General features: G+C 70.3%; 4 protein-coding genes and 9 pseudogenes. 1 reads left to right on the top strand and 12 read right to left on the bottom strand.

Going from position 1 to position 12,940, the window contains the following annotated elements:
- Positions 1 to 100: 100 nt before the first annotated feature.
- The 12 genes and pseudogenes from UK94_RS64715 to UK94_RS64660 form a co-directional block, all read right to left on the bottom strand.
- A pseudogene (locus UK94_RS64715) lies at positions 101 to 411 on the bottom strand (cytochrome ubiquinol oxidase subunit I); the annotation flags it as partial.
- A 1-nt stretch (position 412) separates the two neighbouring features.
- Positions 413 to 1,358 (bottom strand): annotated as a pseudogene (locus tag UK94_RS64710) (cbb3-type cytochrome c oxidase subunit I); the annotation flags it as partial.
- A gap of 1 nt (position 1,359) precedes the next feature.
- Positions 1,360 to 1,520, bottom strand: a pseudogene (locus UK94_RS64705) (cbb3-type cytochrome c oxidase subunit I); the annotation flags it as partial.
- A 1-nt stretch (position 1,521) separates the two neighbouring features.
- Positions 1,522 to 1,635, bottom strand: a pseudogene (locus UK94_RS64700) (hypothetical protein); the annotation flags it as partial.
- 25 nt (positions 1,636 to 1,660) lie between these two features.
- The coding region (locus tag UK94_RS74980; protein ID WP_268761608.1) for a hypothetical protein at positions 1,661 to 1,819 on the bottom strand (159 nt) is incomplete at its 3' end.
- A 6,664-nt stretch (positions 1,820 to 8,483) separates the two neighbouring features.
- Positions 8,484 to 9,255: pseudogene (locus UK94_RS64690) on the bottom strand (ABC transporter permease); the annotation flags it as partial.
- A 1-nt stretch (position 9,256) separates the two neighbouring features.
- Positions 9,257 to 9,653, bottom strand: a pseudogene (locus UK94_RS64685) (hypothetical protein); the annotation flags it as partial.
- A 1-nt stretch (position 9,654) separates the two neighbouring features.
- Positions 9,655 to 9,989 (bottom strand): annotated as a pseudogene (locus UK94_RS64680) (ATP-binding cassette domain-containing protein); the annotation flags it as partial.
- Position 9,990: 1 nt separating this feature from the next.
- Positions 9,991 to 10,289: pseudogene (locus UK94_RS64675) on the bottom strand (ATP-binding cassette domain-containing protein); the annotation flags it as partial.
- Between the two features lies 1 nt (position 10,290).
- The coding region (locus UK94_RS64670) for an FHA domain-containing protein (protein WP_235489757.1) at positions 10,291 to 11,120 on the bottom strand (830 nt) is incomplete at its 3' end.
- An 86-nt stretch (positions 11,121 to 11,206) separates the two neighbouring features.
- Positions 11,207 to 11,318, bottom strand: a pseudogene (locus tag UK94_RS64665) (FHA domain-containing protein); the annotation flags it as partial.
- Positions 11,319 to 11,812: 494 nt separating this feature from the next.
- Complete coding sequence (locus UK94_RS64660) at positions 11,813 to 11,974, bottom strand: hypothetical protein (protein WP_157734426.1); 162 nt, start codon at positions 11,972 to 11,974, stop codon at positions 11,813 to 11,815.
- 343 nt (positions 11,975 to 12,317) lie between these two features.
- On the opposite strand from UK94_RS64660, the gene UK94_RS24920 reads away from it, so the two are divergent.
- A partial coding sequence (locus tag UK94_RS24920; RefSeq protein ID WP_235489713.1) for an MOSC domain-containing protein occupies positions 12,318 to 12,863 on the top strand: 546 nt, incomplete at its 5' end.
- Positions 12,864 to 12,940 lie beyond the last annotated feature (77 nt).

Below are 12,940 nucleotides of genomic sequence, written 5' to 3'. Positions count from 1 at the left end.
GCTGGCACTGACGGGCGACACCTGAACCGCCCCGGGTTCGTGGGAAGCCGGGGCGGTTCGGTGGCGTGCGGGTGCGGGTGCGGGTGCGGGTGCGTGGTTCCTATTCCTTGCGCCGTGGGAGCTGGGTGTGCGCGCCGCCGAGCTCCGGTGTCGCGTGGTAGTCGACGAGGCCGACGACCTCCGGGTAGTGCAGGTCGAACGCGGGCCGCTCGGAGCGGATCCGCGGCAACGTCTTGAAGTTGTGCCGCGGCGGCGGGCAGGACGTCGCCCACTCCAATGAGTTTCCGTAGCCCCACGGGTCGTCCACCGTGACGATCGGACCCTTCCGGTAGGACGACCAGAGGTTGTACAGGAACGGCAGGGTGGACAGCGCCAGCACGAAGCTGCCGGCGGTGGCGATGGTGTTCAGGGNGGTGAAGCCGTCGGCCGGGCTGTAGTCGGCGTACCGGCGCGGCATGCCCCGGACGCCGAGCCAGTGATCGACCAGGAAGGTCGTGTGGAAGCCGACGAGCATCGTCCAGAAGTGAATCTTCGCGAGCCGCTCGTTCATCATCCGACCGGTGACCTTCGGGAACCAGAAGTACACCCCGCCGAAACCGGCGAACAGCAGGCCGGCGACGACGTAGTGGAAGTGGCCGACGACGAAGTAGCTGTCCGAGACGTGGAAGTCGATCGGCGGGCTGGCCAGCAGAACACCGGTCAGACCGCCGAACAGGAACGTCACCAGGAAGCCGACGGCGAACAGCATCGGCGCCTCGAAGGTGATCTGCCCGCGCCACATCGTGCCGATCCAGTTGAAGAACTTGACCCCGGTCGGCACCGCGATGAGGAACGTGAGGAAGGCGAAGAACGGCAGCAGCGCCGCGCCGGTGACGTACATGTGGTGCGCCCACACGGCGATCGCCAGCGCCCCGATGCCGATGGTCGCGTAGACCAGCCCCTTGTAGCCGAACAGCGGCTTGCGGGAGAACACCGGGAGAATCTCGGTGATCATCCCGAAGAAGGGCAGCGCGATGATGTAGACCTCGGGATGGCCGAAGAACCAGAACAGGTGCTGCCAGAGGATGGCACCACCGTTGCTGGCGTCGAAGATGTGCGTACCGAACCGGCGGTCGGCCTCCAGGGCGAGCAGCGCGGCCGCGAGCACCGGGAAGGCGATCAGCACCAGGATCGACGTCACCAGCAGGTTCCAGCAGAAGATCGGCAGCCGGAACATCGTCATGCCGGGCGCCCGCAGGCACAGGATCGTCGTGATGAAGTTGACGGCGCCCAGGATGGTGCCCAGACCGGAGACCGTCAGGCCCACCACCCACAGGTCGCTGCCGACACCCGGCGAGTAGGCGGTGTTCGACAGCGGCNCATAGGCGAACCAGCCGAAGGAGGCGGCACCGTTCGGCGTGAGAAAGCCCGCGGTGACCGTCAGGCTGCCGAAGAACCAGAACCAGAACGACAACGCGTTCAGCCGTGGGAACGCCACGTCCGGCGAGCCGATCTGTAGCGGGACCAGGTAGTTCGCGAACNCAAAAGCGATCGGCGTCGCGAACATCAGCAGCATCAGCGTGCCGTGCATCGTGAACAGCTGGTTGTACTGCTCGTTCGAGATGTACTGCAGGCCCGGCCGGGTGAGCTCGGCCCNCANGAACATCGCCAGAACTCCGGNGAACGCGAAGAACAGCAGCGAGACGATGAAGTACATCAGGGCGATGTCCTTGTGGGACGTCGTCCGCACGTACTGCAACAGGTTCCTCACGACCCTGGGCGGGGCCTCGTCCACCGGCGGGTCCGAATGCCCGGCCGGCGTATCGTGCACGAGTGTCACATTCCACTCCCGATCGTGTTGCCGCTGCCGGCGGTGGCGCGCGCGGTCCCGGCGACGGGTGTCACGACCGCCGCCGGGCAGCCCACAATGAATGTGTCGTCACCGTCGGCGGGAACGGGCCCGACGGATAGACGGCCCCGGGCCGCGCGGCTCGGCGCACCGGCTGAAAACCTGCCGGCGCTGGTCACGTTATCCACGCACCGGTTGCCCCGACCCTGNCTGACGACCCACAATCGGGGGAACTCCGGCACCCGGGCCAGGCGCACAACGTCCTATTGCCGGCCGGTCCGCCCGTGACCGGCCCGACCGCCGCCGGTGTTTCGGCTCGGCTCACGGCCCGCCACCAGCATGTTCCATGACGCGGAACGAGCAACGCGGGTCGTCACCCCGCCCGGGACGACGTCCGCGGACGATCAGATCAGCCGTGACGGCCGGCCGGCGGGCCGAACCTCCGAACTTCCGGTTCTCCACCCGAACGGGCGGCCCGCCCGACCGGCTGCGCGAGGCCGCGACGACGATCGCGCGCCTCGCGCGCCTCACGCGCCGCTATTTCGCCGGACCGGCGGTCTGCGGGGCCCGCCGTCGTTTCCTGCCCTTCTTCGGGTCCAGGCGACGCAGCAGTAGGTAGGTGATGCCGATGTAGACCGCGGCGGCACCGCTTCCCGCACCGATGTCGATCACGTACTGNCGGCGGGAGTGTTCGAACAGCCTGTCCGGCTCCGGGGCGCGCGGGTTGACCGGCACGGTCTGCCCGTCCGCGCCGGCCTGCTGTCCGCGACGTCACCTTCACCGAGGACCTCAGCCAAGCCAGGACCGGCAACGGCCCCCGCGTACTGGCCAGCCTGCGCAACATCGCCATCACCGCGCTGCGTCTCACCGGCGTCGGGCGGGTTGACGAGGGCCCGCAGGCGGCTGGGACCGGAGCCGATGGCCGCACTGTTCTCCCGGGCCGCACTCAGAACAGCGCCCAGATGGGTCGCGAGTTGGGCCTTCCCGGACGGAACCGGGGGTACGGATCGGTGTCGGCGGTCTCGTGATAGCGTTCGTCTCCGATCGGACACGTTGCATATTCGCGCTGTCCACTGCTTGCCTCAGGTTGATACCTGACGGGATTTCGCGGGCCTGCCCGACACCTGACGTGCTCATGAAAATGGGGAACTGGGCNTGGCGAGTCGACGTTGGACGAGCGCTGATCTGGCGGGTGAGGGAAGCCGGATCCTCGTGGTTGGCGCCGCGAGTCACCGGCCGGGCTCGCTGCTGCCCGATCTGCCGCCAGTGTCGACCACCATCGGCGATCTCGTGACAACCCTGGTGACCGACTGCGGAGTTCCGCCCACATCGATCACGACCATCCTCGATCCGGCGTGGCCTCATGACGTGGGTTCGGCACTCACCATCGCCGCGCGGGAAGCGACTGACGTCCTGGTCGTCTGGTACGTCGGACACGGTCTCGTCGATGCCCGGGGCGAGCTGTACCTGGCGACGCATGCGACCATCGACCTCAACAACGACGACCTACCGCCCGAGTACCAGGCATTGCCGTACCGCATTGTTCAGGATGCACTCTCCCGGTCTTCGGCGAGGGCTGTCGTGGTCATCCTGGATTGCTGCTTCTCCGCCCGAGCCACACCGGCGCAGGTCACCGGTGCGGACGACGTCTACGGTTTCGCTGGGGCACAGGCTGGGTTTCTGCTGACGGCGGCGGCCCGGAACTCACGAGCGCTCGCCCCAGCCGGCGAGCGGCGGACCGCGTTCACCGNCTCGCTGATCGACTTCATGCAATCCGGTGAGCCCGGTGGACCTCCGTGGATCACGTTGGAACGGGCCTTCCGGCATCTCGCCAGGACGCTACCCGCGGCCGGCCACCCACGGCCGCATCGGCACAGCGCGGATCTCGGCGGTGACCTCGTCCTCGGCCCGAACCACGCCTATCGGCCTCCCCCGTACGACGAGGAGCAGCCGTCCCGCGAGCAGCCCGCGGACCCGCAGGGCACCCCCCATGACGAGGAGATCTGCCCATACCCAGGCTTGGAGCCGTTCGACACTGCCTCGGCGAGATACTTCTTCGGCCGCGACGATCTGGTCGCCGACGTCCTTCGCCGGATTGGCGAACGGCTGACCGAACCAAAACCATTGATCGTCATCGGCCCGTCGGGGGCCGGGAAGTCTTCGCTGCTGCGTGCCGGTGTCGTGCCCGCGCTGCGTGCCGGTGTTCCCGCCCTCGCCGGATCATCGGGTTGGCCACAGCTCACCATCCGGCTCCGGGTCGACCCTCTGGACGCGCTGGCCGAGCCCCTCGCCGAGGTGCTGGGCGCTGACGCGGCCGAGCTGCGCGCGCGGCTCGCCGCAGACCCCGCGACAGCCCGCGAGCTGGCCCGCGCGACGCTGGGCAGGCGCGCCTCGGCGGACGGCGGCAAGGAGCCGCACTCGACGGTGGACCCCTCATACCCGCACGCGCCGTCGGATTCTCTGAACCCGTCGGACCGGCCTGACGTCGGTCACCGGGATCCCCGGCTCCTGCTGATCGTCGACCAGTTTGACGAGCTGTTCGACGAGTCGATTCATGAGGCGGACCGCACGGCGTTCGTGCGCGCGCTGATCGCCGTCGCGACGCCAGGTGAAGCAGCTCACGCGCCAGCCGGCAGGGAGGCGGTGGCCGCGGGGCGACCGGCCCCCGCCGTCGTCCTGATCGGGGTCCGGGCGGACTTCTATGGCCGCTGCGCCGAGTTCCCCGAACTGNGGGACGCCCTGGAGGACGGGCTCGTCGTCGTCGGGCCGATGAGCCAGGACCAGGTCCGCCACGCTATCGAGGGGCCGGCCCGCGAGGTCGGCCTCGGGTTGCAGGCGGGGCTCGTCGAACTGCTGCTGCGCGACATCGGCATGCATGCCCGCAGCACCAAACACGACCCGGGGGCGCTCCCGCCGCTCGCGCACGCGCTTCGCGCCACCTGGCAGAACAGGTCCGGCGACCTCCTGACCGTGCGGGGCTACCAGGCCACCGGCGGTATTGACGGCGCCATCGCGGCCACCGCCGACCGCGTGTACCAGGCGTTGCGCGAAGCCGACCGCGTGGTCGCCCGCGGCCTGATGCTCGGGATGGTCCGGGTCACCGCCGGGGGCTCGGACGACATCCGTCGCAGTCGGGACCGGGCGGACCTGCTGTCCGAACATGNCGACCCCGACCGGGCCGGAGTGATCCTCGCCGCCTTCGCCGAGCCCAGCGCGCGGCTGGTCACCGTCGATCGGGACACCGTCGAAATCGCGCATGAGGCACTCATCCGTTCCTGGCCGACGCTGCGGAGCTGGATCGACGAGGACCGGGCGGGAACGCTGGTCGAACTGCGCCTCACCGAGGACGCCCACTCCTGGGAGATGGACGGCCGCGACCCCGCCGCGTTGTACCGCGGCAACCGGCTCGCTCTCGCCGTCGAGCGGTTCTCCCCCGCTGGCAGCGCCTCACGCGAACGCCATCGGCCGACCGGGAGAGCAGTTTCAGCGGACGACACCGCGGCCGGTAGACGGACTCTAGGCGCGATCGCCAGCGACTTTCTCGCCGCGAGCGAGAATGCCGAGCGCCGCCGGACGCTCGTGCGTCGCGGCGTCTTCACCGGACTGGCAGTCCTGCTCGTCCTGTCGCTGCTCGCGTCCGGCCTCGCGCTGGCGCAGTGGCGCAGTGCCCTGCACCAACGCCGGGTCGCGACGGCCCGCGGCCTGACCGCGCAGGCCGACACCCTGCGTAGCAGCGACCTGCGAACGTCGCTGCGGCTCGGCGCGGCGGCGATGGCCCTCGACCCCACCGACGCGACCCGGGCCAGCCTGCTCACGACGCTCGCCCAGCCGTACAGGACTGGCGCCACCAGCAAGCACCCGAAGATGGTCACCGCGCTGGCGGTCACCTCCAACGGCCGGCTCATGGCGAGCGCCTCCTGGGACCAGGGCGCCCACGGCACCGCCGGGCTGGTCTACCTGTGGGACGTCAGCGACCCCGCCCGTCCGGTACTCAGGGCGACCATGCGTGAGCACCAGGGTTTGCTCTCGGCGCTCACGTTCACGCCGGACGGCATCTACCTGATCGGCGCCGGACGCGACGACGGCCGCACCGTCGTGTGGGACGTCGCCAACTCCCGCCGGCCCACGGTGACAGCGGCGATCACTGTGGACAGCCACGTCAACGACATCGCGCTGGCCGCCGACGGGCACACCCTCGCACTCGCCGCCGACGATGGCAGAGCCAGTGTTTGGGACTTCACGGATCGCGCCCATCCGCACCTACGCGCCGTAACGCCGCCTCTCCCGGAGGAGGTCCGCGCAGTGGCCTTCCTCGACGACGGAGATCTCCTTGCTACCGGCTCACGCGAGGCCGGCATTGCAGTGTGGTCTCTTTTCGGCACGAAGCCGCGCCTACTGACCCGGACCAGCGATCCAGCCTCAGGATCCGTAGCCCAGATCGCGATCTCACCAGATCGGCGCACACTCGCCACCGCATCAGAGGATCGGACCGCTGCCACGTCCTCGGTACTGTTCAACATCTCGCCTGGAGGCGATCTTCGCAAACTCGGCACCGTGGCCAGTAACGCGGCGATCGCCGCCGTCGCGTTCACGCCGGACAGCCGCACGCTGGTGACGACATCACCATCGGATCAACGCATCACGACGTGGGACATCACCGATCGCGGCCGGCCGGTCCGCGGCCCCGAACTCAGCGGCCACACCGGCGAGATCGGGGAACTGGCCTTCAGCGCTGACGGGCGGATGCTCGCGAGCGGCGGGGATGACGGCTCGGTGCTGCTCTGGAGTGTCGACCGGGCGCGTCCGACACCACTGGTTGATCTGGTCGGCGGCGGTGGCGCGCCCGCACTCGGGGGGGAGGACCCGATCGCAGCGATCGCGGACGGCCCCACTGCCACCCTGTGGGACCTCGTCGACCCGCGGCGTCCGTCTCGCCGCGGCACCGTCGCCGATCCGGCCGACAACATCGCCGCAATGGCGATCAGTCAAAGCGGCCGACTCCTGGTCACGTCGAGCATCGGAAGAGCGAGCGGGCTCGTGCTGCTCTGGGACATCACCAACCCGGCGCGACCAGTCCGACGGGCCACGCTGACGGGACTAGATCACATCGAATCGGTGTCCATCGCACCGAGCGGGAACGTGATGATGCTCGGCGCGGCGGGGGCCAACGCCACGGAACTNTGGGACGTCACCGATCCCGCACGGCCCAGGCGGCTGTCTCGGCTACCAGGCGTCAGCCAGAAGGGCGGCGGCGGGCTGGCCCTCTCACCGGACGGTCGGACCCTCGCGGCTCCGAAGGACGACGGGATCGCGCTCTGGGACATCGGGGATCCGCGCCGGCCGGTGTTGCGCTCGATCGCTGGCGGATACACCGAATGGGTCACGGCGCTGGCGTTCTCGCCGGACGGACACAGTCTCGTCAGCGGAGACAGTGGGGGCGTCGCGATCATCTGGGAGGTCGCCGATCCGGCGCATCCGGTTCGCCGGGCGACGCTGGCTGTGAATCAGAGCGGACTCACATCGGTCGCATTCATGCCCGATTCGAAGACCCTCGTTACGTCGGGCTACNATGGAGATACCGTACTCTGGGATGTCTCCGACCTCTCCGATCCGGCCCGACGCAGCACGCTGGTCACCGGCAACAGCGCCTGGACCACCAGTCTGATCGCGGCCAACGGTCGGTTTGTCCTCACCACGGGCGTGGGGCGTCCCGCCCGTTTGTGGGATCTGACGACCTATACGGAGTCCCATCGAGATCCGGTCCGACTGGCGTGCGTTGCCNCGGGCGGCGGCCCCGACCGGCAGGAATGGGCTCGCTACGCGCCGGGAATGCCCTACCAGCGCATCTGCCCGAAGTAGCGCTGTCAACTCCGCGGCGCGCGGGCGAACGCCGGATTACCCGGGTACTCGCTCTTCGCCGTGTCGAGCAGGCGACGCGCGCCGCCCGGGGCCCGGCCGTGAGCGAGTTCGACGGCGACGGCGGCCCAGAAACCCTCCGCGTGGGGGGCGGCGTCGAAGGTCGGGAAACGCTCCGGCGCAAGTCCCGCGTGGCGCAGCAGCCGCACCGCCGCCATCGGGGTGCTGAACAGTTCCGCGAGCAGGCGCACCTGCTCCGGGGTGAGCACGTCTGCAGCCGCGCCGTCCTGCACCGTGGCTGACGTCGGACGAACCGGCTCAGCGGCGAGCTGCGCCTGCGCGAACCGAGCAAGGTCCTCGAAATGCTGGCGTACCGCGGGGTCCGTCATCCCGATGGTGTCGGTCGACAGCTCGAAGCTGTGGTCCGAGGTACGCACGGTCATTCGCACGGATCCGGTCCCGTCCGGGCCCCGCCGCTGCGCGGCGAGNCACTCGGTCAGTGCTACCTCCAGGGCTCGCACTGAGCGGCCGGCGGAGGAACGCAGCGTGACGACGACCGCGTCGAGCTTCGGCCCCATCTCCCCGGCGGCCGGCGGNGACTCACGGAGACGGACGAGACCTCGCAGGTCCGGTTCCCGGCCCAGCCAGTTCCACAGGCTGCGCATTGCGTCCNCATGGAACGGACCGGCCATTACCAGCTCGATGTCCACCTCGCCACCCTACGGATGGCCCAGGTGGATCGCTTCGAGCTCGGCTACTGGATGGCCGGTCACTGGGTGGCCGGTCACTGGGTGGCCGGTCACTGGGTGGCCGGCTTTCGTCTCCTGCTCCGCTTCGGGTCCAGGCGGCGCAGCAGCAGGTAGGTGATGGCGATGTAGACCGCGGCGGCGGCGAACCCGGCGCCAAGGTCGGTCAGATACTGCTTTTTTGTGTGACTGAACAGCCTGTCCGGCTCCGGCGCGCGCGGGTTGACCGGCACGGTCTGCCCGGCGACGGGCACACCGTTGACGGTCTTCGGCCGCTGGACGCCGGCCCGGGTGATCGTGTTGAAGTCCGCGTCCGCGGCCATCGCGGCGAAGCCCCACCGGGCCGGCGAGACCACGGCGACCTGCTCCAGGCCCGCCTTCCCCCCGATCGGCACGATGCCGGCGGAGAACACCAGCTGCACCATCGTGACGATGACCAGCAGCGGCATCGTCTTGTCGGCGTTGTCCACCAACGCCGAGATCATCAGTCCGATCATGCCGGAGGCGAAACCCACCACGAACACCGCGAGCATGCATTCCAGCAGCGTGTTACCGAACACCAGGTGGCCCGGGGGTTGCCGGCCGACGAGGCCGATGAGCGTGAACGGGATCACCTGCAGGACGGTGATGATGAACAACACTCCGACCTTCGAGCCGACATAGGCCCCTCTCGACAGGCCGATCGCACGTTCTCGCTGATAGATCGCCCGTTCCTTGACGATCTCGCGCACCGAGTTCGACATTCCCATGAAGCAGGCACACAGCACCATGATCAGGAAGATGGTGGGCCCGTCCGAGTTCGGCGTGAACCTGTCGTGGGTGTCGNCAAAATTCCCGTTGATCGCCCGCGGGATCAGGCCCAACACGAACGGGAACGCGACCGCGAGGCGCAGGTATCCCTTGTCGGACGCGATGACCGCCAACGTCCGTCTGCTCAGCGTGACGAGCTGCGAGAGCACCGACTGCTGCCGAATGCTCGGCAGCTCCTCCGGCGCGGGCCGGGCCGAGGGGGCGGTCACCGACGCCGGCACGTAATGCCGGGACTGGCGGAAACGCGCCGCCGACTCGGCCCCCGGGGTCTCCTGCAGGCGCAGGAAGACCCACGGGTAGCCCTGCTCGCCGAAGAACGGCAGTGCGTCGCGTGGCGGACCGAAGTAGGCGACGTAGCCGCCCGGCGCGAGCACCAGGACGTAGTCGCACAGGTCGAGCTGCGCCACCGAGTGNGTGACGACGATGACCGTGCGGCCGTCGTCGGCGAGCGTGCGCAGCGACTGCATGACCTGCAGGTCCATGCCCGGGTCGAGGCCCGAGGTCGGCTCGTCCAGGTACAGCAGCGTGGGCCGGGTGAGCAGTTCCAGCGCCACGGAGACCCGCTTGCGCTGGCCGCCGGACAGCTTGGCGACGACGGTGTCCGCGTGCGGGGTGAGGTTCAGCTCGGCGAGGACCTCGTCGATCCGCCTGGCGCGCTCCGACTCCGTCACGTCCGGGGGGAACCGCAGCGTGGCGCCGAACTCCAGCGCCTTACGCACGGTCAGCGAGGCGTGCAGGATGTCGTCCTGNGGCACGTAGCCGATCCGGCGGCGAAGTTCGTCGTACTCGGTGTAGAGGTCCCGCCCGGCGTACCGGACGGCGCCGGAGTCCGCCGGCCGGAAGCCGGTCAGCGCGTTGAGCAGCGTCGATTTTCCGGCGCCCGACGGGCCGACGACGCCGAGCAGCGCACGGCCGGGCAGTCGGAAGGTCATGTCGTGCATGAGCTGCTTCTCGCCGGCCCACACGTTGAGGTGTTCGGCCTCGAAGCTGACGTCGCCGGAGTCGAGGTACTCGACGAGCAGGTTGCCCTCGAGCTGGAAGACGTGATGNCCGATGGCGATGATGTCGCCCTGTTCGACCTGTGCGCGCTGGATGCGCCGGCCGTCGTGGAACGTGCCGTTGGCGGAGTCCAGGTCGACGAGCTCGACGCTCGGACCCTGGACGGTCAGCGAGGCGTGGTGGCGGGAGGCAAGCAGGTCGGAGATGACGATGTCGTTGTCGCGAGCGCGACCGATCGTCATCGTCCCCGGGCGCAGCGGGTAGGTGGTGCCACGCTCGTGCTCACGGTCCAGGCGGGCGTGGCCGCCACGCTCGGCCTGGCCACCGTCACCCTGCCCGCCGCTACCCTGCCCGCCGTCACCCTGGCCGCGCTCGGCTTGGTCGTGGGCGGCGCCGGCGGGGACGGCGCTGGCGGGGACGGCGCTGGCAGAGGACGCACTGACGGGGATGGCACCAGCGGAGGAGGCGCCGCCGGGAACGGCCCTGGCGGAGGAGGCCCCGACGGGGGTGGCACCGGCGGAGGAGGCGCCGATGGGGGTGGCATCGGCGGAGGAGGCGCCGATGGGGGTGGCATCGGCGGAGGAGGCGCCGGCGGGGGTGGCACCGGCGGGGGTGGCACCGGCGGGGGTGGCGCGGCGGCCGGCGTCGAGGTCTTCGCGCCGCGGCGGGCGGGTGGCCTGGTTCGCCGTGCGCGGCGGGAGGTATCCGGTCTGGTGGGGCAGCATGGTCTGCATGTCCGCGCCCCCGCCGGGGAGCTCGTCGGGGGCGGACCGCGGCGAGGGGGGCTCGGTGCGGATGACGACCTCGGGGCCTGTCGACGTGCCGAGCCGGAACCGGGCCTCGCCGCGACTCACCACCGGGCTCGCCCCGACCGGGCCCACCTCGACCGCCTGCGGCTCGACCGCGTGCAGGCCGGCCGCGTGNAGCTCGACCGTGTGCAGCATCCGGCTGCCGTCGACCCAGGTGNCGTTGGAGCTGACGTCCCGCACGGCCCAGCCGCGGTCCGTCTCCTCGATCATCAGGTGCTGCCGGGAGACCCGGCCGTCCGCGATCACATGGTCCGCGTTGCGCGCTCGGCCNATGATGAACCGCGGTCGCCCCGCGGGCACGATCACCTCGCCGGCCTCGCTCGTCACCGTCAGAACTGCCGTGGACACGGGTCTCCCCCTTCAGGACGAAACACCGGGCGGTCAGCCCCGCCGAGTTCCACGAATCCTTTCGGTCCCGCGGTCGTCGAACAAGCCCCGTGTGGGGCCCACGCAGGAAAACACCCACCCTGTCGGCCCGCGACGGGCCCGCCCGCACCAGTCCCGCGGGACCGGTGCACGACCGCTCAGCCCGCGAGCGACGCCGACCACGCGGTCCNCCGAGCGGCCCGCCGGGCGTCGCGGGGCAGCAGCGTCCAGGCGGCGAGCAGGCCGGCCGCGACCACGGCGACCGTGACCCAGAAGCCGGCGGCCATGCGTGCGCCGTGTCCTGCACGACGTGTCCGGGTGCGGAGTGCGGCTCTGCCGGGCGAGGATCACCGATCCGATCACAGCCACCCCGAGCGTGCCACCCAGTTGCCGAACCGTCACGTCTGGACGAGGCCGGATGCCTGCGGACGGTCGTCGGCGCTGACGCGACTCGGCGCGTCGGTGGTGAGCGGTGAGAGGACCAGGCCGAGCCCGAGGCCCGTCAGCGCCATGCCGGGGATCTTCGAGGGGTAGGCGATGGCGGGTAGTGCCAACTCCACAGGGCCGCGCCGACGGCGGCGAGCTGGGCAAGGACCGTCAGCGCACCGGTGGGAGTGGCGGAAGCGGCGGAAGCGGCGGGTCCGATAGAATCGGGGTGCGACGTGCGCGGATAACTGACGTGCGCGGATAACTGACGTGCGCAGATGACAGACATTCGCGGATAACAGCGGCGGGGCGTGCGGACCGCCGGCGGAATTCTCGGGATTTCGCTCGACCCTAGGATAGTGGCCCCTGATGGGATGTGTCCTCACTGTCAACGTCGCCGTGGTCCGGACCGACGCGTGGACCGGGAGGCAGGGGCGCAGCGGGATCGACAAGCGTCCCGTCGAGGGGCCGGTGCANGTCGGCCGGGTCGGCCTGCGCGGAGACACCATCTGCGACCTGACGTTTCACGGCGGTGTCGACCGGGCCGTGTACGTGTTCGCGCACGAGGACTTCTCCTGGTGGTCGAGTCTCCTCGACCGCGATATTCCTCCCGGTGGCTTCGGTGAGAACCTGACCTCGGTGGGAATGGACGTCACCGGCGCGCGGATCGGCGAGATCTGGGCCGTCGGGTCCGCCGTGGTCCAGGTGACCGCGCCGCGCACCCCGTGCCGCGTCTTCGCCGGGTTCTGGGATGTCCCCGATCTCGTTGCGCGCTTTTCGCGGCGCGGTACGCCCGGCGCATACCTGCGGGTGCTGACCGTAGGCGAGGTCGCCGCCGGGGACCCGGTCACCGTCCTGCACCGTCCCGATCACGGGATCACCGTCGGGCAGGTCTTCCGGGCGGTCATGACCGACCCCGACGAGCTGCCCGCGCTCGGCGGCATCACGGACCTGCTCCCGGAGGACATCCGCCACCGGGTCCAGCGCCGGCTGGCCCGATCCGCCGCCAGCGCCGGCGGGTAGCCGCGCCGGCGGGTAGCCGCGCCGGTCGCGCGAGGCCGGGAGCGCGGGCGGCATCGCCCGACCGGCGCGCGCTCAGA

This window comes from Frankia sp. AvcI1, assembly GCF_001420875.1.
GTDB classification, from domain to species: Bacteria; Actinomycetota; Actinomycetes; order Frankiales; family Frankiaceae; genus Frankia; species Frankia alni.
The sequence above is the reverse complement of the archived record's forward strand: the minus strand, read 5'-3'. Positions and strand labels throughout refer to the sequence as shown.